Origin of the sequence: Protofrankia symbiont of Coriaria myrtifolia (assembly GCF_900634755.1) — a bacterium.
In the GTDB taxonomy this organism is placed as follows: Bacteria; Actinomycetota; Actinomycetes; order Frankiales; family Frankiaceae; genus Protofrankia; species Protofrankia coriariae.
Genome location: NZ_CAAAFS010000299.1, coordinates 1 through 26,362, shown reverse-complemented (window position 1 = coordinate 26,362; position 26,362 = coordinate 1). Strand labels below are relative to the sequence as shown.

At 70.4% G+C, this 26,362-nt stretch carries 20 protein-coding genes; 19 read left to right on the top strand and 1 reads right to left on the bottom strand.

Going from position 1 to position 26,362, the window contains the following annotated elements; translation table 11 throughout:
• The 16 genes from infB to CM1CMNOD_RS16820 form a co-directional block, all read left to right on the top strand.
• Positions 1 to 1,783, top strand: a 1,783-nt coding sequence (gene infB / locus CM1CMNOD_RS16900; RefSeq protein WP_131774078.1) for a translation initiation factor IF-2, incomplete at its 5' end; no start/stop codon positions are given.
• 32 nt (positions 1,784 to 1,815) lie between these two features.
• A complete protein-coding gene (locus CM1CMNOD_RS16895; protein WP_013874800.1) occupies positions 1,816 to 2,175 on the top strand; it encodes a DUF503 domain-containing protein in 360 nt (119 codons plus the stop codon).
• Positions 2,168 to 2,644 (top strand): 30S ribosome-binding factor RbfA, encoded by a 477-nt coding sequence (gene rbfA / locus CM1CMNOD_RS16890; RefSeq protein ID WP_013874799.1) that lies wholly within the window; start codon positions 2,168 to 2,170, stop codon positions 2,642 to 2,644. Before CM1CMNOD_RS16895 ends, rbfA begins: the two co-directional genes overlap by 8 nt.
• A 16-nt stretch (positions 2,645 to 2,660) precedes the next feature.
• The gene (locus CM1CMNOD_RS16885; protein WP_013874798.1) at positions 2,661 to 3,752 is read left to right on the top strand and encodes a DHH family phosphoesterase; all 1,092 of its coding nucleotides are present in this window, start codon (positions 2,661 to 2,663) and stop codon (positions 3,750 to 3,752) included.
• Positions 3,752 to 4,720 carry a tRNA pseudouridine(55) synthase TruB gene (truB, locus tag CM1CMNOD_RS16880; protein WP_013874797.1) on the top strand — a complete coding sequence of 323 codons (969 nt, stop codon included), beginning with the start codon at positions 3,752 to 3,754 and terminating at the stop codon, positions 4,718 to 4,720. The genes CM1CMNOD_RS16885 and truB overlap by 1 nt, the downstream gene beginning before the upstream one ends.
• 2 nt (positions 4,721 to 4,722) lie before the next feature.
• Positions 4,723 to 5,667 (top strand): bifunctional riboflavin kinase/FAD synthetase, encoded by a 945-nt coding sequence (locus tag CM1CMNOD_RS16875; RefSeq protein WP_043603954.1) that lies wholly within the window; start codon positions 4,723 to 4,725, stop codon positions 5,665 to 5,667.
• Between the two features lie 158 nt (positions 5,668 to 5,825).
• On the top strand, positions 5,826 to 6,095 hold the full coding sequence (gene rpsO / locus CM1CMNOD_RS16870; protein WP_013874795.1) for a 30S ribosomal protein S15: 270 nt from the start codon (positions 5,826 to 5,828) through the stop codon (positions 6,093 to 6,095).
• Positions 6,096 to 6,309: 214 nt separating this feature from the next.
• Positions 6,310 to 8,511, top strand: a complete 2,202-nt coding sequence (locus CM1CMNOD_RS16865; protein WP_013874794.1) for a polyribonucleotide nucleotidyltransferase — start codon at positions 6,310 to 6,312, stop codon at positions 8,509 to 8,511.
• Between the two features lie 9 nt (positions 8,512 to 8,520).
• Positions 8,521 to 9,834, top strand: coding sequence for a M16 family metallopeptidase (locus CM1CMNOD_RS16860; protein WP_013874793.1), 1,314 nt, complete (start codon positions 8,521 to 8,523; stop codon positions 9,832 to 9,834).
• Positions 9,831 to 10,616 (top strand): 4-hydroxy-tetrahydrodipicolinate reductase, encoded by a 786-nt coding sequence (dapB, locus tag CM1CMNOD_RS16855; RefSeq protein WP_131772791.1) that lies wholly within the window; start codon positions 9,831 to 9,833, stop codon positions 10,614 to 10,616. The genes CM1CMNOD_RS16860 and dapB overlap by 4 nt, the downstream gene beginning before the upstream one ends.
• A 10-nt stretch (positions 10,617 to 10,626) precedes the next feature.
• Positions 10,627 to 11,085, top strand: a complete 459-nt coding sequence (locus tag CM1CMNOD_RS16850; RefSeq protein WP_013874791.1) for a hypothetical protein — start codon at positions 10,627 to 10,629, stop codon at positions 11,083 to 11,085.
• An 18-nt stretch (positions 11,086 to 11,103) separates the two neighbouring features.
• Entirely contained in the window at positions 11,104 to 12,810 is a 1,707-nt protein-coding gene (locus CM1CMNOD_RS16845) for an Hsp70 family protein (RefSeq protein WP_013874790.1), read from the top strand.
• 219 nt (positions 12,811 to 13,029) lie between these two features.
• On the top strand, positions 13,030 to 14,931 hold the full coding sequence (locus tag CM1CMNOD_RS16835; protein WP_013874789.1) for a hypothetical protein: 1,902 nt from the start codon (positions 13,030 to 13,032) through the stop codon (positions 14,929 to 14,931).
• A 186-nt stretch (positions 14,932 to 15,117) separates the two neighbouring features.
• Positions 15,118 to 15,846, top strand: a complete 729-nt coding sequence (thyX, locus tag CM1CMNOD_RS16830) for an FAD-dependent thymidylate synthase (RefSeq protein WP_043606977.1) — start codon at positions 15,118 to 15,120, stop codon at positions 15,844 to 15,846.
• 10 nt (positions 15,847 to 15,856) lie between these two features.
• On the top strand, positions 15,857 to 18,253 hold the full coding sequence (locus tag CM1CMNOD_RS16825; protein ID WP_013874787.1) for a phosphoketolase family protein: 2,397 nt from the start codon (positions 15,857 to 15,859) through the stop codon (positions 18,251 to 18,253).
• A gap of 13 nt (positions 18,254 to 18,266) precedes the next feature.
• Entirely contained in the window at positions 18,267 to 19,373 is a 1,107-nt protein-coding gene (locus tag CM1CMNOD_RS16820) for an acetate/propionate family kinase (protein WP_013874786.1), read from the top strand.
• Here the strand turns inward: CM1CMNOD_RS16820 and CM1CMNOD_RS16815 are convergent.
• A complete protein-coding gene (locus CM1CMNOD_RS16815; protein ID WP_013874785.1) occupies positions 19,267 to 20,244 on the bottom strand; it encodes a DUF222 domain-containing protein in 978 nt (325 codons plus the stop codon). The two genes, CM1CMNOD_RS16820 and CM1CMNOD_RS16815, sit on opposite strands and share 107 nt — an antisense overlap.
• A gap of 789 nt (positions 20,245 to 21,033) precedes the next feature.
• Between CM1CMNOD_RS16815 and dapA the strand changes: the two genes are divergently transcribed.
• From dapA to CM1CMNOD_RS16800, 3 genes are all read left to right on the top strand, one after another.
• Entirely contained in the window at positions 21,034 to 21,963 is a 930-nt protein-coding gene (gene dapA, locus CM1CMNOD_RS16810; protein ID WP_013874784.1) for a 4-hydroxy-tetrahydrodipicolinate synthase, read from the top strand.
• Complete coding sequence (locus tag CM1CMNOD_RS16805; protein ID WP_013874783.1) at positions 21,960 to 23,645, top strand: ribonuclease J; 1,686 nt, start codon at positions 21,960 to 21,962, stop codon at positions 23,643 to 23,645. The genes dapA and CM1CMNOD_RS16805 overlap by 4 nt, the downstream gene beginning before the upstream one ends.
• Positions 23,646 to 23,894: 249 nt before the next feature.
• Entirely contained in the window at positions 23,895 to 26,360 is a 2,466-nt protein-coding gene (locus tag CM1CMNOD_RS16800; RefSeq protein ID WP_013874782.1) for an FtsK/SpoIIIE family DNA translocase, read from the top strand.
• Positions 26,361 to 26,362 lie beyond the last annotated feature (2 nt).

Genomic DNA, 26,362 nt, shown 5'->3' with positions numbered 1-26,362 from the left:
GCCCCGGGGCGCCTCCCTGGCCGACTTCGCGGACAAGATCGACGCCAACCAGGGCGCGCTCGTCCAGGTCGTGTTCACCCAGCTCGGCGAGATGGTGACCGCGACGCAGTCGTGCACGGACGAGACCCTGCAGCTGCTCGGCGTGACGCTCGGGTACGAGGTGCAGATCGTCAGCCCCGAGGACGAGGACAAGGAGCTGCTGGAGAGCTTCGACCTGTCCTTCGGCGGTGCCTACGGCGACGAGGTCGAGCTGCGGCCGCGGCCGCCGGTCGTGACAGTCATGGGCCACGTCGACCACGGCAAGACGAAGCTGCTCGACGCGATCAGGCAGACGGACGTCGTCAGCGGCGAGGCCGGTGGGATCACCCAGCACATCGGGGCCTACCAGGTCCGGGCGAAGGTCGACGGCGAAGAGCGGAAGATCACCTTCATTGACACCCCTGGTCATGAGGCGTTCACCGCGATGCGTGCCCGTGGTGCGCAGGTGACCGACATCGTGGTGCTGGTGGTCGCCGCCGACGACGGTGTCAAGCCGCAGACGATCGAGGCGCTCAACCACGCCCAGGCCGCCGACGTGCCCATCGTCGTCGCCGTCAACAAGATCGACAAGGAGGGGGCGGACCCGCAGAAGGTACGCGGGCAGCTCACCGAGTACGGGCTGGTCGCCGAGGAGTACGGCGGTGACGCCATGTTCGTCGACGTCTCCGCCCGCAACCGCACCAACATCGACGGGCTGCTCGAGGCGGTCATCCTCACCGCCGACGCGGCGCTGGACATGCGTGCCCCGACCGACGTCGAGGCCCAGGGCGTGGCGATCGAAGGCCGGCTGGACCGCGGCCGCGGCCCGGTGGCCACCGTCCTCGTCCAGCGCGGAACGCTGCGGGTCGGGGACTCGATCGTCGCCGGCGAGGCGTTCGGCCGTGTCCGGGCGATGCTCGACGAGCACGGTGACCCGGTGACCGAGGCCGGCCCGGCCCGTCCTGTCCAGGTGCTCGGGTTCACCAGCGTCCCGGACGCCGGCGACAACTTCCTGGTCGTTCCGGAGGACCGGGTCGCCCGCCAGATCGCCGAGCGGCGGCAGGCGCGCGAACGCAACGCCGAGCTCGCGCTCAGCCGTGGCCGCCCGACCCTGGAGACGATCCTGGAGCGGATGAAGGAGGGCGAGAAGACCCAGCTCAACCTCATCCTCAAGGGCGACGTGTCCGGTTCGGTCGAGACGGTCGAGGACTCGCTCCTCAAGATCGATATCGGCGACGAGGTCTCGTTGCGGATCATCGGACGCGGCGTCGGTGCGATCACCGAGAACGACGTGAACCTGGCCAGCGCGTCCGACGCGGTCATCCTCGGCTTCAACGTCCGCGCCGAGGGCAAGGCGCGGGAGCTCGCCGAGCGCGAGCGCGTCGACGTCCGCTACTACTCGGTCATCTACCAGGCGATCGAGGACATCGAGAACGCGCTCAAGGGCATGCTCAAGCCGGTCTACGAGGAGATCCAGCTCGGGACCGCCGAAGTCCGCGAGGTGTTCCGGGTGCCGCGGATCGGCAACGTCGCCGGCTGCCTCGTACGCTCCGGGCTCATCCGCCGCAACGCCAGGGCACGCCTGGTCCGCGACGGTGTCGTCGTCGCGGACAACCTCACGGTCGAGTCGCTCAAGCGGTTCAAGGACGACGCGACCGAGGTCCGGGAGGGCTACGAGTGTGGTGTGGGGCTCGGCTCGTTCAACGACATCAAGGTCGATGACGTGATCGAGACCTTCGAGCAGCGGGAGGTTCCCCGTTCCTGAGGAGCTTCCCAGGCAGCCTTGAGGACACGGCTATGTGGACGGGAACGGCGGTGTTCGACCTTCTCCTCGGCGACATCCGCTCGCTGAAGGAGAAACGGTCGATGGTCCGACCGGTGGTGGCGGAGCTCCGCCGCAGGCATGCGGTGAGTGCGGCGGAGACCGGCCATCACGATCTGCACCGTCGGGCGCAGGTCGCCGTGGCCGTGGTGGCCGCGGATCGGGCCCACTGCGCCGAGGTCGTCGAGGCCTGTGAGCGTCTGGTTGCACAGCGTCCCGAACTGGAGCTGCTTTCGGCGCGAGTACGGTATTTCTCCGACGAGGACAACTCCTCCGACAAGGACGACTCCTCCGACGAGGATGCGGTGACGGTGACGGGAGGAAGCCATGGCTGACCCTGCTCGGGCCCGCCGGCTCGCGGTACGTATCCGTGAAGTGGTTGCGGCCGCGCTGGAACGCCAGGTGAAGGACCCGCGACTGGGCATGGTCACCGTGACCGACGCCCGGGTGACGCCGGACCTGACCGAGGCCACCGTCTTCTACACCGTCTACGGCGACGACGCGGACCGGGCGGACTCGGCCCGCGCGCTGGAGTCGGCCAAGGGCCTGCTGCGCAGCCAGGTCGGCCGGCAGACCGGAGTCAAGGTCACCCCGACCCTGACCTTCGTCCACGACCGGCTGCCGGAGGACGCCCGCCACCTCGAGGAACTGATCAGCACTGCCCGGAAGCGGGACGCGAGCCTGGCCGGCGTGCGGGATGGCGCCCGACCGGCCGGTGAGGCCGACCCGTACCGTAAGCCCCGTGGGGATGACGACGAGCCCGCTGGGGGCATGATGTCTGATGAGGGCCTGATGGGGACATGATGGGGGTCGAGCTGCGATGACCGACGTGACGAGCCTCGCGGACCTGTCCCTGCTACCGGTACCCGAGGCCGGGGACGCGACGGCTCGGACGCAGGCGGAGTCCGGGGACGCGGTCGGCGAGCAACGAAACCGCGCGGTCGAGGCGATCCTGTCCGCCGTCCAGGGCGGCGAGAGCATTCTGCTGGTGGCGCACGTCGACCCGGACGGGGACAGCCTCGGATCGGCGATCGCGCTCGGGCTGGCCCTGCGCACGCTCGGCAGCCGGGCGTCGGTGTCGTTCGACAGTGACCCGTTCGTGGTGCCGCGTTCCCTGACCTTCCTGCCCGGCCAGGACCTCCTCGTCCCGCCGGCGCTGGTCCCGGCGACCCCGGATCTGGTGGTGACGCTGGACGCCGGCAGCCTCGGCCGGCTCGGGGCCTTGGGGCGGGTCGCCACCCGGGCCCGCCGGATGGTCGTGATCGACCATCACGCCTCGAACACCCGGTTCGGGGACATCAACGTCATCGACGCCGATGCCGCGTCCACCAGCGTAATGATCACCGATGTCATCGACGCGCTCGGTGTGGAGCTCGACCACGACCTGGCCGTGGCGATCTACACCGGTCTGGTGACCGACACCGGATCGTTCCGCTACGCCGCGACGACGCCGGTTGTCCACCAGCTGGCCGCCCGGCTGCTGGCCACCGGCATCCGCCACGACCTGATCACCCGGACGGTGTGGGACACCCACCGGTTCGGCTACCTGCGGCTGCTCGGCGAACTGCTCGGCCGGGCCCGCCTGGAGCCCGAACACGACCTGGTCTGGACGTGGTGCGCGTTCCCGGACCTCACCCGCGCCGGGCTCACCCTGGACGAGATCGAAGGGGTGATCGACATCGTGCGGGCCACCGCCGAGGCCGAGGTGGCGGTCGTCTGCAAGCAGGGCGCCGACGAGGTCTGGCGGGTGTCGGTACGTTCCAAGGGCGCTGTCGACGTCGGCGCGGTGTGCACCGAACTCGGTGGCGGCGGCCACCGCTTCGCCGCCGGGCTGACCTCGTCGAACCCTCTTGAGCAGACACTGGACAGCCTGCGCGACGCGCTGGTGCGAGCACCCCGGCTGCCCGTCTGATGGGTGCTGCCACCGTCCCGGGCGGGGCGGGAGGCCCGGTCGCGGAGGGCCCGGTCGTGGAGGGTCTGGTCGTGGTCGACAAGCCGTCGGGGTGGACCTCACACGACGTGGTCGCCCGCTCCCGCCGGATACTGCGCACCCGCCGGATCGGCCATGCGGGCACGCTCGACCCGATGGCCACCGGCGTGCTGGTGCTCGGGGTGGGCCGGGGCACCCGGCTGCTCGGGCACCTCGCCCTGACGAACAAGGTCTACGAGGCGACGGTACGGCTCGGCGTCTCGACTACCACCGACGACGCCGAGGGCGAGGTGCTCACCGTCGCGGACGACGCCGTCGCCCAGGCGGTGGCCGCCGACCAGCCGCGCCTGGCCGCCGCCATGGCGGCGCTCACCGGTGAGATCGACCAGGTCCCGTCCGCGGTCAGCGCGGTGAAGGTCGACGGGATGCGAGCCTACGCCCGGGTGCGCGCCGGGCAGGACGTCGTCCTGGCAGCGCGCCGGGTGACGGTGAGCCGGTTCGACCTGCTGGCCCACCGCGGCACGGATCTCGACGTGGCCGTGGCCTGCTCCAGCGGCACCTACGTGCGGGCGCTGGCCCGCGACCTCGGCGCGGCGCTGGGCTGCGGCGCCCACCTCACCGCCCTGCGGCGGACGTCGGTGGGCCCGTTCGGCCTTGCCGGGGCGGTCACGCTCGACGCCCTCGCCGAGCGGGGGGCAGCCGCGCTGCGTCCGCTGGCCGACGCTGTCGGTACGCTCTTCCCCCGTCGCCAGGTCGACGCCGACGAAGCATGTGCGATATCTCATGGCCGCCGGCTGCCGCCGTTCGGCGTGCCCGACCTCTACGGTGTCTTCGGCCCTGCTGGTGAGCTGCTCGCCCTGGCTCGGGACACCGCGGGGGCCGGCCGGCCGTTGGTGGTTTTCACGCCGCCTTCCACCCCTGGGCCCGCGGAGATCCCGATAGGCTTTTGAACGTGCAGTGGTGGCGTGAAGTGCGCAATACGCCGGACGACTGGCCCGGCGGTGTCGTGACGATCGGTTTTTTCGACGGCGTCCACCGCGGCCACCAGCAGATCATCACGCGTGCGGTCGAGCGGGGGCGCCAGGCCGGCGAGCCGGTGCTGGTGCTGACCTTCGATCCGCATCCGGCGGAGGTCATCAGTCCAGGCAGTCACCCACCGTTGCTGACCACTCCCGATTTCAAGATTGAACTGCTGGGTCGTCTGGGTGTCGACGCCGTGTGCGTACACTCGTTCACGCCCGAGTTCAGTCTGGTGTCGGCGGCGGACTTCGTCCACGACATGTTGCGGCCCCGGCTGCGGCCGAGCGTGGTGGTGGTGGGTGAGAACTTCACCTACGGCCACCGGGCGGAGGGGAACCTGGAGAGCCTGCGCCGCGCAGGCGAGACGGAGGGCTTCGCGGTGGAGGGCGTCCGGCTCGTGCGCGAGGACGACCATGTGCTCTCTTCCACCCATATCCGGGCTCGTATCGCCGAAGGTGACGTGGCGACGGCGGCACGTGCGCTCGGCCGTGACCATCGGATCGAGGGGATCGTGGTGCACGGTGACGCGCGCGGGCGGACCATCGGATATCCGACAGCGAACCTGCTCACCACCCGGTACGCGGCGATACCGGCGGACGGTGTCTACGCCGGGTACGTGCTGCGCGCCGCCGAGCGTTGTCCGGCGGCGATCTCGATCGGGACGAACCCCACGTTCGACGGTGCAGACCGCCGGGTCGAGGCGTACCTGCTCGACTTCGAGGGCGATCTCTACGGCGCCCAGCTGGCGTTCGAGTTCACCGAGCGGCTGCGTCCGACCCTGCGTTTCGACTCCGTGGGCGACCTGATCACCCAGATGGCCGCCGACGTGACCGCCACCCGCAAGATCACGGCGGCCGCGGGCCCGGGGCACCGGTAGCCGCGGGACGCCGGTGGCCGCGGGACGCCGACAGACGCAGGTCGGGCAGTACCCGCTGGGTTGGTAAGCTTCGACACCAGACGAGCGCGGTGTGTCCGTCAGTCCGGGTGGGGAAGACCCCGGGCGCGCATCCCGCCCGGTGACGAAAGAGGTTTCGCGTGCCGCTCGCGAGCGATGTCAAGCAGCAGATCCTGTCCGAGTACGCCACGGTCGAACGGGACACCGGCTCCCCCGAGGTGCAGGTGGCGATGCTCACCCGACGGATCAGCGACCTGACCGAGCACCTGAAGGTGCACAAGCACGACCACCACAGCCGTCGGGGCCTGCTGCTGCTGGTCGGGCGCAGGCGGCGGCTGTTGAACTACCTCGCCAAGACCGACATCAACCGGTACCGGTCGCTGATCGAGCGGCTCGGGCTGCGGCGGTAACGGCGGAGGCGGGGATAGCGATGGGGAAGCGATGTCGTATGTGAGGCGATGTCGCTTCCATTGATCTGACCGGGTCCGTGACGGTGCGAGCTGTCGGTCCTCGGTGGTGGTGTCCGGGTGGTGGGCCGTACGAGGTGGTCGTACGGCGAACCCGGAGGCTTCGACTGAGCGCCGGCCTCCTCGGCAAGACGGACCCGGCCGATGTGGAGGAGAAATGGTGCCAGTAGAAGACCAGACGATCTCGGCCGAGGCAGTCATCGACAACGGTGCCGCCGGCCAGCGGACCGTTCGTTTCGAGACGGGCCGGCTGGCCCGCCAGGCGGCCGGCTCGGCCGTCGCCTACCTGGGCGACACGATGGTGCTGTCCGCGACGACGGTCAGCAAGCAGCCCAAGGAGCAGCTCGACTTCTTCCCGCTGACGGTGGACGTCGAGGAGCGGATGTACGCCGCCGGGCGTATTCCCGGCTCGTTCTTCCGGCGGGAGGGGCGTCCCAGCGAGGACGCGATCCTGACCTGCCGCCTGATCGACCGCCCGTTGCGGCCGTCGTTCGTCAAGGGCCTGCGCAACGAGATCCAGATCGTGGCGACGGTGCTCGCCCTCGACCCGGACACGCTCTACGACGTGGTCGCGATCAACGCCGCCAGCGCGTCCACGACACTGGCCGGGCTGCCGTTCTCAGGCCCGATCGGGGCCACCCGGGTCGGCTACGTGGACGGGACCTGGATCGCCTTCCCGACCCACGCGGAGCTGGAGCGGGCCACCTTCGACATGGTCGTGGCCGGCCGCGTCCTCGACGACGGCTCCGACGTCGCGATCATGATGGTCGAGGCGGAGGCCACCGCGCACACGATCCCGCTGCTCGCCGCGGGCTCGCCCGCGCCGACCGAGGACGTCGTGGCCGCGGGCCTGGAGGCGGCCAAGCCCGCCATCCGGGAGCTGTGCCGGGCCCAGCGCGGACTGGCCGAGCGGGCGGCCAAGCCCACCCGCGACTTCCCGCTGTTCATCGACTACCACGACGACGTGCTGGAAGCGCTGTCGATAGCTGTCGGCGACGAGCTGGCCGCGGCCCTGCGCATCGCAGGCAAGCAGGAGCGGGAGGCCGAGCTCGACCGGGTCCGCCTGCTGGCCGCGGAGAAGGTCGTGGGCCAGTTCGAGGGCCGGGAGAAGGAGATCGGGGCGGCCTACCGCGCCCTGACCAAGAAGCTGGTGCGCCAGCGCATCGTCGCCGACGGCGTCCGCATCGACGGGCGCGGGGTCACCGAGATCCGCGAGCTGGCGGCGGAGGTCGACTTCATCCCCCGGGTGCACGGCTCCGCCCTGTTCGAGCGGGGCGAGACCCAGATCCTCGGCGTGACCACCCTGGCCATGCTGCGGATGGAGCAGACGGTCGACACGCTCAATCCCGACCGCACCAAGCGCTACATGCACAACTACAACTTCCCGCCGTACTCCACCGGGGAGACCGGTCGGGTGGGCTCGCCGAAGCGGCGTGAGATCGGCCATGGCGCGCTGGCCGAGCGGGCGCTGCTGCCGGTGCTGCCCAGCCGGGAGGAGTTCCCGTACGCGATCCGGCAGGTCTCCGAGGCGCTGGGCTCCAACGGGTCGACCAGTATGGGATCGGTCTGCGCGAGCACGTTGTCGTTACTGAATGCCGGTGTCCCGCTCAAGGCCGCCGTCGCCGGGATCGCGATGGGGCTCATCCGCGAGGGTGACCAGTTCGTCACGCTCACCGACATCCTCGGTGCCGAGGACGCCTACGGCGACATGGACTTCAAGGTCGCCGGGACGCGGGAGTTCGTCACGGCCCTCCAGCTCGACACGAAGCTGGACGGCATTCCCGCCACCGTCCTCGCCGGCGCGCTCCAGCAGGCCAGGGCCGCGCGGCTGGCGATCCTCGACGTCATGGCCGAGGCCATCGACGGGCCGGACGAGATGTCCACCCACGCGCCACGGGTCATCTCCGTCAAGATCCCGGTGGACAAGATCGGTGAGGTCATCGGCCCGAAGGGCAAGATGATCAATCAGATCCAGGCGGACAGCGGGGCCGAGATCACCGTCGAGGACGACGGCACCATCTACATCGGCGCGCAGGACGGCGTCTCCGCCGAGAGCGCCCGTTCGGCGATCAACGCGATCGCCAACCCGCAGCTCCCCGAGGTCGGGGAACGCTACCTGGGCACGATCGTCAAGATCACGATCTTCGGCGCGTTCGTCTCACTGACCCCGGGCAAGGACGGGCTCCTCCACATCAGCAAGCTCAAGCAGCTTTCCGGAGGGAAGCGGGTGGAGAAGGTGGAAGAGGTGGTACAGGTCGGCCAGAAGCTCCAGGTCGAGATCACCGACATCGACAGCCGCGGGAAGATCAGCCTGAGTCCCGTGGTCGAGGACGCCGACGGCGTCCCGGTCGGGGCCTGACCGCCGCCAGTGACCGACACGGCTGTCATCGGGGCGGGCGAGGAACTACTGTCCGGCGCGGTCCGGCGGGTGGTGCTGCCCGGTGGGCTGCGGGTGCTGACCGAGAAGGTCCCCGGGGTCCGCTCGGTCGCGATCGGGATCTGGGTCGGGGTGGGCTCTCGCGACGAGAGCCCACTGACGGCAGGCTGCTCGCACTACCTCGAGCACCTGCTGTTCAAGGGCACCCCCTCCCGGGACGCGCTCACGATCAGCGCGGCGATCGAGGCGGTCGGCGGTGAGCTCAACGCCTTCACGACCAAGGAGTACACCTGCTACTACGTGCGGGTGCTCGACAACGACCTCACCGACGCGGTCGAGGTGCTCAGCGACATGGTGTCCCACTCGCTGATCGCAGCCGACGACGTCGAGGCCGAACGCGGCGTGATCCTCGAGGAGATCGCCATGCACGACGACGACCCGAGCGACGTCGTGCACGACGTGTTCTCCGCGGCGCTGCTCGGCGACACCGAACTGGGCCGCCCGGTGCTGGGAACGACCGAGTCCATCGAGAACCTTGAGCGCGACACCATCGCCGAGTACTACCGCTCCCGGTACGCCCTGTCGGACATGGTGGTCGCGATCGCCGGCAACATCGACCACGAGCGGACGCTCGCACTCGTCGCCTCGGCCTTCGCCGACCGGCTGGGCGGGCCGGGCGCCCCGGCGGCGGCGCGCGGCGGTTCCTACGCCTACCCCGACGCCGCGGGCGTGGTGGTCACCCGGCGTCCCACCGAGCAGGCGCACGTCGTGCTCGGCACCGTCGGGATGTCACGCCAGGACGACCGCCGGTTCGCCCTGGGGATCATGTCCTCGGCCCTCGGCGGGGGGATGAGCTCCCGACTGTTCCAGGAGGTCCGGGAGAAGCGCGGGCTGGCCTACTCCGTCTACTCGTTCGCCTCCCACTTCGCCGACGCCGGGCTGTTCGGCGTGTATGCGGGATGCGCGCCCCGGCGGGCCGACGACGTGCTCGCCCTCTGCCGCGAGCAGCTCGAGCTGGTGGCGACGGTGGGCATCACCGACGAGGAGTTGGCCCGGGCCAAGGGCCAGAGCCGGGGCTCACTGGTGCTGGGCCTGGAGGACACCGGTTCGCGGATGAGCCGGATCGGCAAGAGCGAACTCGTCCACGGCGAGCTGCTCTCCGTCGACGAGATACTCGCCCGGGTGGACGCGGTCACCGGCGACGACGTCCGGGCCGTCGCCGCCGAGCTGCTCACCCGTCCGCTGGCCCTGGGCGTGATCGGCCCGTTCGACGATCACGACTTCGCGCGTGTGGTCGCGGCATGACCGCCGTTTCCCCCGCCGCTGCCGCCCCCGTTGTCCCCGACCGCCTGAGGGTCGGTGTGCTCGGCGCCCGGGGCCGGATGGGCTCGACGGTCCGCGCCGCCGTCGAGGCCGCTGACGATCTTTCTCTGGTCGCCGCGATCGACGCCGGGGACGAGCGCGACGCCCTGCGCGCCGCCCAGGTCGTCATCGACTTCACCCGCCCCGACGCCGTCATGGACAACCTGCGCTGGTGCGTCGACGCCGGCCTGCACGTCGTCGTGGGCACCTCCGGGTTTGACGCGCAGCGGCTGGCCACCGTGCGCGGCTGGCTCGCCGACACCCCCGGGGTCGGGGTGCTGGTGGCCCCGAACTTCGGGATCGCGGCGGTGCTCATGATCCATTTTGCCGCTCAGGCGGCTCGCTTCTTCGAGTCCGTGGAGATCATCGAGTTGCACCATCCGGGCAAGCTCGACGCCCCCAGCGGGACGGCCGCCCACACCGCGGAGGCGATCGCGCAGGCCCGGGCCAAGGCCGGGCTGGACCCGGCGGGCCCGGACGCCACCTCGTCCGCGCTGGCCGGGGCGCGCGGCGCGCGGGTCGGCGGGGTGCCCGTCCACAGCATCCGGCTGTCCGGGCTCGTCGCGCACCAGGAGGTGCTCTTCGGCGGCGCCGGAGAGACGCTGACCCTGCGTCACGACTCGTTGGACCGAACCTCCTTCATGCCGGGTGTGCTGCTCGGCGTGCGGCGCACGCCCGGGCGGCCCGGCCTGACCGTGGGCCTCGAGGCCCTGCTCGAACTGTGAGGCCGCAGCGGTGAAAGCCCGTCAGGTAGTGGTCGTGCTGGTCGTCGCGGCGGTGTTCTACCTCGCTCTGATCGGCTGGCGGGGTGTCCAACTGCTCACCGAGGACAGCTGGGCCGCGCGTGGGATGGGCGTGGGCGTCCTGCTGCTGCCCGTGGTGGGCGCGGCCGTCATCGTCCGGGAGCTGCAGTTCGGCCGGGCCGCCGAACGCCTGGGCCGCCTGCTGTCAGCGGAATCGGTCAGTTCCGCCGATGCCGCGACGCGGCTGCCGCGACGCCCCTCCGGCCGGATCGACCGTGCCGCCGCCGACGTGCTCTTCGAGACCCGGCGGGCCGAGACCGAAGCCGCCCCCCGGGACTGGCGGGCCTGGTACCGGCTCGCGGCGGCTTACGGTGACGCTGGGGACACCCGTCGGGGACGCCGTGCGATGCGCTACGCAATAGCTCTCGAACGTGCCGATTCCGCCGCGTGATCTCGATACGTTTCGGACATGAGCGCGGGCGTCGTCTACGGAATCGATCTCGGAACCACGTACAGCTGTGTTGCCCGGGTGGACCGGTCGGGGGAGCCGGAGGTGGTTCCGCTCTCCGACGGCGCCACCACGCTGCCGAGCGTCGTGCTGTTCGTCGGGCCGGACGACTACGTCACCGGTGAGCCCGCCCGCCGCCTCGCCCGCGCCCGTGCCGACGACGTGTGCGCACTGGTCAAACGCCGGATGGGCGACGGTGACTGGCGTTTCGTCAGCTCCGGCCGGGCCTGGTCGGCGCCGGCGGTCAGCAGCCTCATCCTGCGGGCGCTGGTCAGTGACGTGGCCTTCGCCGCCGGCGAGTCGGTCCGTGACGTCGTCATCACCGTCCCGGCCTACTTCGGTGACGAGGAGCGTTGCGCAACAGTGCTCGCCGGGCAGTACGCCGGCCTGACGGTCGTGGACGTCATCAACGAGCCGACCGCCGCCGCGCTGTCCTACGGCTTCGCCCGGTTCAATGCCGACCCCCCCGACACGGGCCCCGGCGGGCGGGAGGAACACGAGGATGTCGCGCTCGTCTACGACCTCGGCGGCGGCACCTTCGACGTGACCGTCGTCGAGCTCGCAGACCGCCGGGTCTCGGTGGTCGCGGTCGACGGCGATCACCAGCTCGGCGGGGCCGACTGGGACGAGAAGATCGCGCTGCACCTGTCCCGGCGGGTCCTCGACGCCCATCCCGACGCCGAGGACCCGCTCGACGACTCCGAGGCCGCCCAGGCGCTGCTGCTGGCGGCCGAACAGGCCAAGCGCGAGCTCAGCGACCGGACGCGGACAACGGTCCGGGTGGAACACGACGGGCACGCGCTGACGGTGCCGTTCTCCCGGGACGACCTGGAGCGGCTGACCGCCGGCCTGCTGGAGCGGACCGTGACGCTGGCCCGCTCCGTCCTGGCCGCGGCCCGGGCCCGCGGGGTCACCCGGCTGGACCGGGCGCTGCTCGTCGGCGGATCGTCCAGGATGCCGGCGGTGGCCCGCCGGCTGGCCGCCGAACTCGGCGTACCGGTGGAGCTGCGCGACCCCGACCTCGCGGTCGCCAAGGGCGCGGCCCTCTACGGGGAGAAGAAGGCCATCGAGCGGCTGGTGCTGGCCGACCTGGTGTCCCGGGGGCAGATCCTCGACGGGGCCCAGCCCGACACCGCCGCGCCCGAGGATCTCGCCGCTGCCTGCCGGCGCCTGGCGGAGGCGTTCGGGCTGACCGCCGAGCGGGTCCGCCGCACCGTCGAGGTGCAGGTGGTCAACGTGGTCTCCCGCGGGTTCGGCGTGCTCGCGCTCGACCGTTTCGGCGAACGTTCCGCGGTGTTCCTCGTCCACCGCAACGACCGGCTGCCGATAGCGGTCAGGCGTAGTTTCGGCACCGTTCGTGACGACCAGGATGTTGTCACGGTTCACGTGGTGGAACAGGGCGGTGGTGTCGAGTCGACCCGGGTCGACGACGTTAAGATCATCGCACAGGCGGACATAACCGGGATCCCCCCGGGCTTCCCGGCCGGGACGCCCATCGAGATCACCTTCCGGATGGGCTTCGACGGCATCCTGGAGGTGACCGCGCTGCACGAGGGGCTGGTCGATCGTCCCCTGACCGTGCGGGTGGAGACCAGTGCGGCGCTCAGCCAGGCCGACGTCGCCCGGGAACGGGACGCGGTGGCCCGGTTGCGCCGTCGGGAGGGCTGAAGGAGCGGGCGTGGAGGAATTCCAGCCTAACGACTACCGCAAGCGGGTCCTCGCCGCCGTCCAGGCCCGTGGTGGGGTCGGGCAGTCCGACCCCTTCGAGCTGTACGACATCCCGCTGGCGGAGGTCGACCGGCTCACCGACGCCGACGTCGCCGCCCGCGTCGGCCAGGTGTGGGCCTTCTGGCAGAAGTCCCGGGACCATCCAAGTACCGGGGCCTGGTGCTCGCGCTGCTGGCCGCGCACGACCAGGTCGGCCAGGAACTGCTCGACGCGCGGCGCCGCGGCCTGCTCGCCGAGCGGGTCCGCCGCGAGCGTGACGACCGGGACGGGCAGCGCTTCGCCGACCTCGACGCCGCCGTGGCCCGGCTGGTGCAGCGCTTCGGCGGCCTGCCCGAGGACAAGCTCGCCGGCCTGCGGCAGCTCGCCGCCGAGCGCGGCATCGACGCCGACGCCTTCGCCCTGCGGGTGCGCCGGTACAAGGTGCTGCCCGCCGGGACGCCGGCGCGTCCCGACCGTCCCGCCGTCGACCCCGACCTGTTCCGGCAGGTACGCGCCGACCTCGACGAGCTCGGCCGGCTGTCCGGGGAGACCCCGCCGACGAGCCTGCTCACCCTGCTCGGCCTGCCGCCCGGCGCCGAACGGGACGAGATCCGCCAGGCCCGGGACGAGTTCGCCGCCCGCAACCGCGAACGCCGTCCGGACCGCCGCCGCGCACTCGTGGACGACCTGCTGGCCGCGGTCACCGCCCTGCTCGTCGACGCCGACCCGGCGCTGTACCTGGACGCCCTGGCAGCCGACGTGACCGCCCGACTGCGGCCGGCGGTGGCCGCGGCGGTGCTGGTCGAGGACGCCCTCACCCCGCGGCACTACACGAACTTCCTCACCGAGGCCGAGGAGCACGGCCTCGACCGGGGTCGAGCCGAGGCGGTACTCGCCGAGCTCGCCCGCGAACACGGCGTCGACGTGCCGGACGTCCCCGTCCGGGCCCGGCCAACCCGGCTGGCCCGGCCAAGCCAGCCGCTCCGGCCAGCCCAACGGCCCCAGCAGTCCCGAACCGCGCCGTCCCGGGCCACGCAGTGGCTGGAGCCGCTGGCCAGGGCCCGGGCCGCGCTGCGGGCGGGCCGTCCGGTCGAGGCCCACGAGCAGGTCGCCGAGGCCCGGGAACGGGCCGGGGAGCTGCTGCCCGCGATCCGGGCCGTCGCCGACGAGGTCGAGCAGGTGATCCGCGAGGCCGGGTCGCGGTGGCGGCAGGTCGAGGCTGCGGTGTCCGGCCGTAACCTGCGGACCGCCGCCCGGCTGCTCGACGAACTCGCCCGCGACGCCGCTGACGTGCCCGGCCGGGACGGGCGCAGCGTCGCCGAGGAGATCGCGACTGTCCGTGAGCAGCTCGCGCGCGCCGACGAGATGGTCGCCGCCGCCGGCCGCAGCCACGGCGCGCAGCGGGAGAGCCTGCTGCTGGAGGCGCTGGAGATCGTCGCCGACCATCAGGCCGCCCGCGACGCCCTTGCCGTCACCGGGGTGGCGCCACCGACGCGGGTACGGGCCCGGCGTGCCGGCCGGGCCGTGGTGGTCACCTGGCAGCCGTCGCCGTCGGCGGGCACTATCAGGTACCGCGTGCTGCGGATCGGGCCGGACGGAGCCTCCCGCGCGGTCGGTGTCACCCAGGTCACCAGCATCGAGGACGGCGGGGTCGGCCCGGACACGCCGATCCCGGCCTACGAGGTGCTCGCCGGCCGGTCCGGGCTGTGGTCCGCCCCCGCCCGCTCAGACGCGGCCCAGCTCGCTTCCGATCCCGTGTCCGTCGTCCTGACCGCCGCGGACCGCCTCGCGCCCGCGACCGATCTGCACCTCGCCGGCGACCTGCTGCGCTGGACCTGGCCGCCGGGATGCACCGAGATGATGGTCGTCTGGCGCGCCGACGCGCCGGCCCACACGGCGGACGACCCGGCGGCGCATCGCCGTAAGGTCACCAACGCCAGGTATGACGTGGATGGCGGCGTCCCGGTACCGGCCGAACGGCCGCTGCACCTGGCGGTGTTCGGCTGCGTGCGCGACGGCGGGCGGCTGCTGGTCGCCAGCGTCTGCCCGCCGTCGGCCCGCCTGTGGGCGGCCGGGGGTTGACGGGGGGCGGGAAACCCCCGACCGCCAGGGACGATCGACTGGGGGATGACCGTCGATCCTGGTCTATCACGGTCCGGCGCCGTCCAGAATCATCGCGGTGCGTTACTGTTACCGAGACGGCGGGTCGGTGCCATAGGTTGCCATAGGTCCGGTCCGGGCTAGATGGCCGCAGGTTACGGTATGGGCATGCGCGTCCAGATCATTGCTCAGACGCAGTTTGTCCCACCGGACGACGTCGACTGGAGCACCGATGCCGACGGTGGCCAGGCACTGGCGGAGTTCGCCGGCCGGGCCTGTTACCAGAGCTGGTCGAAACCGAACCCCGCCACGGCCACGAACGCCGGCTACCTGCGCCACATTCTCGACGTCGGGCACCTGTCCGTGCTCGAGCACGCGACGGTGAGTGTGTACATCACCGGGGTCTCCCGGAGCCTGACCCACGAGCTGGTGCGCCACCGGCACTTCTCCTACAGTCAGCTTTCCCAGCGTTACGTACCGGAGCGGGACGCCGCCGTGATCGAGCCGGACGTCATCGCTGAGGACCCACGGTTGCACGAACTGTTCACCGAGGCCACCGCCGCCTCGCTGGAGGCCTACGGCAAGCTCCTCGAGGGGCTGGAGAAGCGGTTCGCCGACGTGGCGACACCGACCTCCCGGCGCAAGCTCGCCCGGCAGGCCGCCCGGTCGGTGCTGCCCAACGCCACCGAGACCCGGATCGTGGTGACCGGGAACTACCGGGCCTGGCGTCACTTCATCGCGATGCGGGCGAGCGAGGCGGCCGACGTCGAGATCCGCGCCCTGGCGGTGGCGGTGCTGCGTGAGCTCCAGCGGCTCGCGCCGAATGTCTTCGGCGACTTCCAGGTGACCGCTCTGGACGACGGAACCGAGGTTGCGGCGAGCCCGCTCGCCGACTGAGGTGGGATGCATGCCGCTGTCACCAGGACCGCTGTCACCGGACGAGCTGCGGCGCATCCACGCCTACTGGCGCGCGGCGAACTACCTGTCGGTCGGTCAGATCTACCTGCTCGACAACCCCCTGCTGCGGGAGTCCCTGCGGGCCGAGCACGTCAAGCCCCGTCTGCTCGGCCACTGGGGCACCACACCGGGACTCAACCTGATCTACGCGCACATGAACCGCGTGATCAGGGCGAACGACCTGAACGCGATCTACGTCATCGGCCCGGGTCACGGTGGCCCCGGCATCGTCGCGAACGCCTACCTGGAGGGCACGTACTCCGAGGTCTATCCCTCCATCACCCGGGACGCCGCCGGGCTGCGCAGGCTGTTCCGCCAGTTCTCCTTCCCCGGCGGCATCCCCAGCCACGTGGCGCCGGAGATCCCCGGCTCGATCCACGAGGGCGGGGAACTCGGCTACGCCCTCACCCATGCCTTCGGCGCCGCGTTCGACAATCCTGACCTGCTGGTCTGCGCGGTCGTCGGGGACGGGGAGGCCGAGACCGGCCCGCTGGCGGCGAGCTGGCACTCGAACAAGTTCCTCGATCCGGTCCGTGACGGCGCGGTGCTGCCGATCCTCCACCTGAACGGCTACAAGATCGCTCAGCCGACCGTGCTCGCGCGCATCCCGCAGGCCGAGCTCGACCAGCTGATGCGCGGCTACGGCTACCAGCCGTTCCACGTTACCGGGGACGATCCCGAGCGGGTCCATCAGCGCTTCGCCGCCGTCATGGACACCGTCGTCGCCGAGATCGCCCGGATTCAGCGGCAGGCGCGAGCGCACGGCGACCCGTCCCGCCCGCCGTGGCCCATGATCGTCCTTCGTACCCCGAAGGGCTGGACCGGCCCGAGCGTCGTCGACGGCGCACAGGTCGAGGGCACGTGGCGATCCCATCAGGTGCCGGTCGCGCAGATCCACGACAACCCCGAGCACCTGGCGGAGCTGGAGCGGTGGCTGCACAGCTACCGGCCCGAGGAGCTCTTCGACGCCGACGGCCGCCTGGTCGCCGAGCTCACCGGCCTCGCGCCGTCGGGCAACCGGCGGATGAGCGCGAACCCGCATGCCAACGGCGGCGAGCTGCTGCGTGACCTCGCCCTGCCCGACTTCCGTGACTACGCCGTGGAGGTCGCCAACCCGGCCACGACGTTCAGTGAGGCGACAAGGGTCCTCGGCGGTTTCCTGCGGGACGTGATGACGGCGAACCCGACGACGTTCCGGGTCATGGGCCCGGACGAGACCGTCTCCAACCGTCTCGGCGCGCTGTTCCAGACGACGTCCCGGGCCTGGAACGCGCAGATCGTCGACGGCGACGACGACCTGGCGCCGGACGGCCGGGTCATGGAGGTGCTCTCGGAGCATCTGTGCCAGGGCTGGCTGGAGGGGTATCTCCTCACCGGCCGGCACGGGTTCTTCTCCTGCTACGAGGCGTTCATCCACATCGTCGACTCGATGGTGAACCAGCACGCGAAGTGGTTGAAGACGACCCGCCACATCCCGTGGCGGCGTCCGATCGCGTCGCTGAACTACCTGCTCACCAGCCATGTCTGGCGGCAGGACCACAACGGCTTCTCCCATCAGGACCCGGGCTTCATCGACCATGTGGTCAACAAGAAGGCGGAGATAATCCGGGTGTACCTCCCGCCGGACGCGAACACGTTGCTGTCCGTCGCCGACCACTGCCTGCGCAGCCGGCACTACATCAACGTCATCGTGGCGGGCAAGCAGCCGGCGCTGAACTACCTGCCGATGGACGCGGCGATCGCCCACTGCACCCGGGGCATCGGTATCTGGGACTGGGCCAGCAACGACCACGGACCCGCCAGCCGCTCCGAGCACGCAGCAGCCGACGGCATGCCCGACGTGGTCATGGCCTGCGCCGGCGACATCCCGACCCTGGAGACCCTGGCCGCGGTCGACATCCTGCGGCGCCACTTCCCTGACCTGAAGGTGCGCGTCGTCAACATCGTCGATCTGATGTGCCTCCAGCCTGACAGCGAGCACCCACACGGGATCTCCAACGCCCGTTTCGACGCGCTGTTCACCGCCGACCGACCGGTGATCTTCGCTTACCATGGCTACCCGTGGCTGATCCACAGGCTGACCTACCGGCGGACCAACCACACCAACATCCATGTCCGCGGCTACATCGAGGAGGGCACGACCACCACGCCGTTCGACATGGTGATGATGAACAACCTCGACCGGTTCCACCTGGTGATCGACGTGATCGACCGGGTGCCGTCGCTGGGTGCGCGCGCCGCACACGTCTGGCAGGACATGGTGGACGCCCGGATCGCGGCCCGCACGTACACCCGCGACTTCGGCACGGACATGCCCGAGATCTCCAACTGGACCTGGCCCTACTAGACGGCCCAGCAGCATGAACATCCTCGTGGTCAACGCCGGTTCGTCCAGCCTGAAACTGCGTCTCCTCGAGCCGGGGGACGCTCTGCTGGCCGCGGTCGACCTTCGCGCGCGGGAAGGCAGACCGAACCCGGACGAGGTCACCGCCGCGATCACGGACCTGGCTCGGCTCGGCGAGCTCGGCGCGGTCGGGCACCGGATCGTGCACGGCGGAACAGAGTTCACCGACCCGGTGGTCGTCACCGACCGGGTGGTCAAGGAGCTACGCTCGCTCGCCGTACTGGCCCCCCTGCACCAGCCGGCGGCGCTGGCCGCGCTGGCCGAGGTACGGACCGCGGCACCCGGCATCACCCAGGTCGCCTGCTTCGACACCTCCTTCCATGCCCGGATACCACTGGCCGCGGCCACCTACGCGGTTCCGGCTGACTGGCGGGACCGTCTCGGCGTGCGCCGCTACGGCTTCCACGGGTTGTCCCACGCGTACGCGTCCCGCCGGGCGGCTGCGCTGACCGGCGGGCGGCGGGTGGTGACCTGCCATCTGGGCTCGGGCGCGTCGCTGGCAGCCGTCCGCGACGGCGTCAGCATCGACACCACCATGGGGTTCACCCCGCTGGAGGGGCTGGTCATGGCGACCCGTTCCGGCACGATCGACCCGGGCCTGCTGCTGTGGCTGCAGACGTCGGCCGGCCTGTCCGCCGACGAGCTCACCGAGACGTTGTTCCACCGCTCGGGCCTGGCCGCCCTGGCCGGCACCCCGGACATGCGTACGGTCGTCAACCGCGCCGTCACCGGTGAGGCCGCATCCTCCTTGGCGCTGGCGGTGTACCTCCACCGACTGCGTGCGCAGATCGCCGCGATGGCGGCGGCTCTCGGCGGGCTGGACACGCTGGTCTTCACCGGTAGGGTGGGGGAGCGCTCCGCGACAGTACGGGCTGGCGCCACGGACGGGCTGGGTTTTCTCGGTGTGGGCATCGACCCGGCGCGTAACGTCGCTCATGCAGACGGCGATCATGACATCACCGCTGCCGGCTCGCCGGCCCGGACGCTCGTTGTCGAGGCCCGCGAGGACCTGGAGATCGCCCGGAGTGTCCGCGTGTGCCTTGCCGGGCAGTTCCCGCGTTGAGGAGCGCGGTGACCGACTCCTGGAGGCGCAGTGGTTCCCCGGCCCACCGCCCGGCGTTCGGGATGGCGACACCTGCGTCGCAGGCGAGCCGACGAACGGTTTCCGGATGTACCGCGACACCCGGTTCGACGTCGCTGCGGGACTGGTGCTCACGGTCGCCGTCGGTGAGCAGATTCGCGTTGATATGGACGTTCACGGTGTAGCGGGCGGGGTCGGCCAGCGTAGGTGCCCTGCTGGTGAGGAAATCGCAGGCGACCGCGGTGAGAGCGTCGGCGTTCGTGGCCCGGTCCCGAGGCATGTCAGGCGCGTGGCCGGCGTGGGCCGCGTCGAGGGCCTTGACGAACAGGGCGCCATCCTCGGGGGTCAGTCGGGCATGGATGATCAGGCTGCCGTCGTCGTCCCACTGCCACGAGCAGGACCGGCGAGTGTGTCGGTCGATCACCTGACCCAGCCCGTCACGGCCACGCAGACGACCGTACGCGGCGACGAGCCGGTCAAGCTGACTGGCCGTGGCATGTTCGGCCTGACGGACCCATTCGGCCTCGCTGTCGACGTCGGCGACCCGACTGATGGCGCGGACCTTGGCGTAGGACAACCGACCGCTCGCGAAGGCGTCGCGCAGTGCGGGGAGCTGTTCGAGAGCGTGCCCGACGCGGAGGTGCTCATAGCCGGTGCGCAGGCTGGTCCCGCACTTCCACGACAGCCAGTGTGCGCAGGAGCGGATCCCCGCCCCTGCCCAGCCCTCGCGGCGGTCGAACGCGGCCAGTGCCAACAGCCAGGCGCACATCGCGGCTGAGATCCGTCCGGCCCAGGCGCAGATTTCCGCTTCAAGCTGGTGGAGGGGGGCATGCTCCACATCGATATCGAACATAGGTTCGATGCTAGACCCATATTGTCTGGCCTGCAAGGAAATGTCTGTTCTGTACAGAGTTGTGAAGTGGGGTCGGCGGGGCCGAAGCCCGAGGCGGTCACGTCCAGGCGCGGGGTCGAAGGTCGGGTTCGCGCCCCGGGGTGCCGTGGGGCCTTCGGCAGGGGAATGATCCTTCAGGAAGGAGGGGTGCGTTCCGCGGAACACGGTCGAGACGACAGTGACGGCGACGGCTGCGACAGGTGGTTGTGGCAGTCGGGTGAGAGGCAGTGCGGGCGGAAGCCGGTGACAGCCAGGCGGCGGACGCGGTGGAGGCCCGGCTGCGTTCGGCTGGCGCGTGCTGTCGCGGCTGGCGGGCGTTGCTGGACACTGCTGCGTCTGTCGGCTGCTGGCTCTGTTGGCGGAGTAGACTGATCGCTCGCAGGCACGGACCGGCCGGCCCGGGAATGGGCTGATGAGGAAACGGGCCAGCGAGGAACAGGATGGTCACCATGCCGAAGAACCAGGGTCGAGGGGTGGCCGTCCGCTCCTGGCGTCCCGGTGGTCCGCGACGCCTCGTCCGGCTTGGCCGGAACATGTCGCGAGCATCCGGCGCCCCGGGGTCGGGCGCGCCGTCGGAGCGCCGTCGCCAGGATGCCGGTCGCGCTGGGTAGCAGCTATCGTCGAAGCTTCCTGGCCGTCGTCGGCATTCCGGCCGTCTCATGTGTGGCGGACTCATGTGCGTCCGAGGTGCCGTCACGTGCCGTGCCGGGTGTTGCCCGACAAGGCACCATGAGAACTAAGGTGACCGGCATGTCAGTGTTGTCCCGAGCGCCCTTCGGTCGCATGATTACAGCAATGATCACTCCGTTCACCGCGGACGGTGAACTTGATCTTAAAGGTGCTGCGGCACTCGCGGAGTATCTGGTGGACGTCGGCAACGACGGTCTGGTTGTCAACGGGACGACAGGGGAATCGCCGACCACCTCGGACGCGGAAAAAGAAGAGCTGCTCAGGACGGTGGTGGAGGCCGTCGGCACCCGGGCGAAGGTGATTGCCGGTGTGGGCACCAACGACACCCGGCACACGGTGGAACTGGCCGTGGCGGCGCAGAAGGCCGGCGCGTACGGGCTGCTGGTGGTCAGCCCTTATTACAGCAAGCCTCCACAGGCCGGGCTTGCGGCGCACTTCCGTACGGTCGCGGACGCTACTGGTCTACCTGTCATGATCTATGATATACCTGGCCGTACCGGTGTGCCGGTGGCAACGGATACGCTGGTACATCTGGCTGACCATCCACGGATCGTGGCTGTCAAGGATGCCAAGGGCGATCTTGGCGCGTCGTCGTGGGTCCTTGCCCGAACAGAACTTGCATACTACTCCGGTACGGACATTCTCAACCTCCCGCTCCTGGCGGTGGGGGCCGTGGGGGTCGTAAGCGTCGTCGGGCATGTCGCCACCGTCCGGATCCGTTCGATGATCGATGCTTTCGACGCAGGTGACGCCGTTCGTGCCCGTTCACTACACCTGAGTCTGCTTCCGGCGTACGAGGGCATGTTCAGGAACCAAGGTGTGATCATGACAAAAGCTGCTCTTCACATAGCTGGGCTGCCCGCTGGGGGAGTCCGGCCGCCGCTGGTGGATGCCACCGAGCAGGAACGCGAGCGACTCAGGGCCGACCTGGCCGCGGCCGGAATCGACCTGTCCGCGGACGTGGCCACGGCGACGGCGGGTTCCGCGTGAGCCATCCCCACCCCGGGCTGGGAACACCGCCACCGCTTCCGCCGGACGGGCTGCGCATCGTCGCGCTCGGGGGTCTCGGCGAGATCGGGCGCAACATGACCGTGTTCGAGTTCGACGGCCGGCTGCTCGTCGTCGACTGCGGAGTGCTCTTCCCCGAGAGTGACCAGCCCGGCGTCGACCTCATTCTCCCCGACTTCACCGCCATCCGGGACAGGTTGGACGCCATCGAGGCGGTCGTGCTCACCCACGCACACGAGGACCACATCGGCGCCATCCCCTACCTGCTGCGCGAACGTGCCGACATCCCGCTGGTCGGCTCCCGGCTGACGCTCGCGCTGACCGTGGCCAAGCTCGCCGAGCACCGCATCACCCCGGTCACCGTCGAGGTGCGGGAGGGGCAGGTCCACAGTTTCGGCCCATTCGGCTGTGAGTTCTTCGCGGTCAACCATTCCATCCCGGACGCCATGGCTGTCGCGATCCGCACGCCGGCCGGTCTGGTGCTGCACACCGGCGACTTCAAGATGGACCAGCTTCCCCTCGACGGCAGGCTGACCGATCTGGGCGGCTTCGCCCGGCTCGGCCGGGAGGGTGTCGACCTTCTGCTGTCCGACTCCACCAACGCCGAGGTGCCAGGCTTCGTGACCTCGGAGCGGGAGATCGCTCCCGTCCTCGACGGTGTGTTCCGGGGAGCGAACAAGAGAATCATCGTCGCCTGTTTCGCCAGTCATGTGCACCGTGTGCAGCAGGTTCTTGACGCGGCGGAGGCGCATGGTCGCTCGGTGTGCTTCGTGGGACGCTCGATGGTGCGCAACATGGGGGTGGCCCGTGACCTGGGGCTGCTGCGGGTCGCGCCGGGCCTCATGGTCGACATGCGTGACATCGCCTCGCTGCCCGATCGCAACGTCTGCCTGGTCTCGACCGGTTCCCAGGGCGAGCCGTTGTCGGCCCTGTCCCGGATGGCCAACCGTGACCATGCGATCCGGATCGAGGCCGGCGACACGGTCGTGCTCGCCTCCAGTCTGATCCCGGGGAACGAGAACGCGGTCCATCGGGTGATCAATGGGCTGACCCGCTGGGGGGCGAAGGTCGTCCACAAGGGCGTGGCCAAGGTGCACACATCCGGGCACGCGCCGGCCGGCGAGCTCCTGTACGTCCTCAACGCCACCCGCCCGTCCAACGTCATGCCGGTACACGGCGAGTGGCGTCATCTGCGTGCGCACGGCGCGCTCGCCGAGGCGACCGGTGTGCCCGCGGACAGGATCGTGCTCGCCGACGACGGCATGGTCGTCGACCTGGTCGACGGGCAGGCGAACATCACCGGCGTCGTCCCGTGCGGCTACGTCTACGTCGACGGGCTCGCCGTCGGCGATGTCGGCGAGTCGAGCCTGAAGGACCGTCGCATCCTGGGCGATGATGGCTTCATCACGATCACGGTTGTGGTCGACGCCGCGTCGGGGAAGGTCGTGGGCGGCCCCGAGCTGTCGGCCCGGGGGTTCTCCGACGCCCGCGAGGCATTCGAGCAGGTACGCGGCCTGGTGTCCGAGGCGTTGGCCGAGTCGATGCGTTCTGGCATGGTGGATGTCGCCGCGTTGCAGCAGCTGGTGCGCCGCACGGTCGGACGCTGGGTGAGTGACACCTACCGGCGCCGTCCGATGATCGTGCCGGTGGTTGTCGAGGTCTGAGGCGACGCGCCCGGAAGGTCGGGGTTGCCGGATGTCGCGGCCGGAGACCGGTACCGTCCTGGAGTGGCCACACGGGCGAGTGGTACGCGGACGCGTGCCCAGAGCGGGAGGTCTCCCTCCCGCTCGGCGCCTGCGCGGCGTCCACCGGCTGCGGGCAAGGCGTCGAGCGGAAAGCCGACAGCGAGCAGGCCCCGGCCGAAGGCCAGCCCCGCGAAGGCCGGTACGGGCAGATCACGCCCTCCCTTCACCGTGGTTGCCGCCCAAGCCGCGATCCGGCTGGTGGTCCGGGCCTGGCAGGCCGCGGCCGCGCTGTTGGGCGGGATGGGCCGCCGGATCGGTCGGGGCGCCCGTGACCTGCGTATCGACGAGGCGCACCGGCGGGACGGCGCGGGGCTTGCCACGCTTGGCGCGACCGCGCTCACCCTGGCTGCGGTCTGGTTTCATGCCGGTGGGCCGGTGGGCCGTGTTGTCGCAGGCCTGTTGCACTTCCTGGTCGGCGCGGGCGCGGTGGCGCTTCCGCTGTTCGGCCTCGGCGCGACCTGGCGGCTGATCCGCAGCCCGAGCGATCCGGACAGCCGCGGCCGGGTGCTGATCGGCTGGACCGCTTTCGCGGCGGGTGCGCTGGGGCTGGTGCACGTCGCGCACGGGGTGCCTGATTTCGGCGCCGGTACCGCCGCGATCGAGCGGGCGGGGGGGCTGGCCGGGTTCCTGGTCAGTTCGCCGCTGTCCAGCGCTGTCACCGCGTACCTGGCGGTGCCTCTGCTGGTTCTGGTGAGCGTGTTCGGCATACTCGTGATCACCAAGACCCCGATTCACACGATCCCCGACCGACTGCGCGAGCTGCGGGACAGGGTCATGGCCGGTTACCAGCGCGGGGAGGACCGTGGAGGTCGCCGGGATCGGGATCGGAGTCGGGATCGGGACCGGGGTCGCCGAAACGAGCCGGCCACCGGCAGCCCGGCGCAGGATCGGTTCCGCGGGTCACTGGTGGAGGACCTGCTCGGCATCCCTGCCTCCCAGCCACTGCCGGATCCGGACGTGTTCGACATCGACGCGACCGGGGATACCGGGCCGCCGGTGGCGGACGAACCGGCGCCGGCGCCCCGGGCCGGCGGACGGCGGGCCCCGAAGACGCGGGGACGCGGACCAGGGCCCGAGCCGTCGTCCGAGCCGGCACAGATGCGTCTGCCCGATCCGTCCGAGGTGGAGCACTTCGTCGCTCCCGGCCTGAGCGGTATGGCGGGAAGTGGCTATGTTCTGCCGTCGCCGACGTTGTTGCAGCAGGGTACGCCGCCGAAGGTGCGGTCGGCTGCGACGGATGCGGTGATCGGTTCGTTGACGGATGTCTTCGCGCAGTTCCGGGTGGATGCCAGGGTGACGGGTTTCACTCGGGGGCCGACGGTGACCCGGTACGAGATCGAGTTGGGTGCGGCGGTGAAGGTCGAGCGGATCATCCAGCTCACCAAGAACATCGCGTACGCGGTGAAGAGCCCGGATGTGCGGATCATCAGTCCGATCCCGGGGAAGAGCGCGGTGGGGATCGAGATCCCGAACACCGATCGGGAGTTGGTTTCGCTCGGGGACGTGTTGCGCAGTGAGGAGGCGACCGGGAACCCGCATCCGCTGCTGGTTGGTCTGGGTAAGGACATCGAGGGCGGCTATGTGGTGGCGAACCTCGCGAAGATGCCGCACATCCTGATCGCCGGGGCGACCGGGGCAGGGAAGTCGACCTGTATCAACACGTTGATCACGAGTGTGTTGGCGCGGGCCACCCCGGATCAGGTGCGGCTGGTGCTGGTGGATCCCAAGCGGGTGGAGTTGACGAACTATCAGGGGATTCCCCATCTGATCACGCCGATCATCACGAGTCCGAAGAAGGCCGCGGACGCGTTGGAGTGGGTGGTCAAGGAGATGGAGAACCGTTACGAGGATCTGGCCGCGTGCGGGGTGCGGCACGTCGACGACTTCAACCGCAAGGTGCGGGCCGGTCAGATCGTGGCGCCGCCGGGTTCGGAGCGGGTGTATGCGCCGTATCCGTACATCCTGACGATCGTGGACGAGCTGGCGGACCTGATGATGGTGGCGCCGCGGGATGTCGAGGACTCGATCTCGCGGATCACGGCGATGGCGCGGGCGGTGGGGATTCATCTGGTGTTGGCCACGCAGCGGCCGTCGGTGGACGTGGTGACTGGTTTGATCAAGGCGAATGTGCCGTCGCGGCTGGCGTTCGCGACGTCGTCGTTGGCGGACAGCCGGGTGATTCTGGATCAGGCGGGGGCGGAGAAGCTCGTCGGGCTCGGGGATGCGTTGTTCTTGCCGATGGGGGCGGGGAAGCCGGCGCGGATCCAGGGGGCGTTCGTTTCCGAGGAGGAGATCGCCGCGATCGTCGCTCATACCAGGGAGCAGGCGGCGCCGGCGTTTCGGGTGGATGTGTTCGAGAGTGGCGCAGAGTCCAGGAAGGAGATCGACGAGGAGATCGGGGACGATCTGCAGTTGTTCGTGCAGGCGGTTGAGCTGGTGGTGTCGACCCAGTTCGGGTCGACCTCGATGCTTCAGCGCAAGTTGCGGGTCGGGTTCGCCAAGGCCGGCCGTCTGATGGACCTGATGGAAAGCCGTGGCATCGTCGGTCCCAGCGAGGGGTCGAAGGCCCGGGACGTGCTGGTCATGCCGGACGAACTCGAAGGACTCCTGGTAACTCTACGCAATGACGAGTAGAC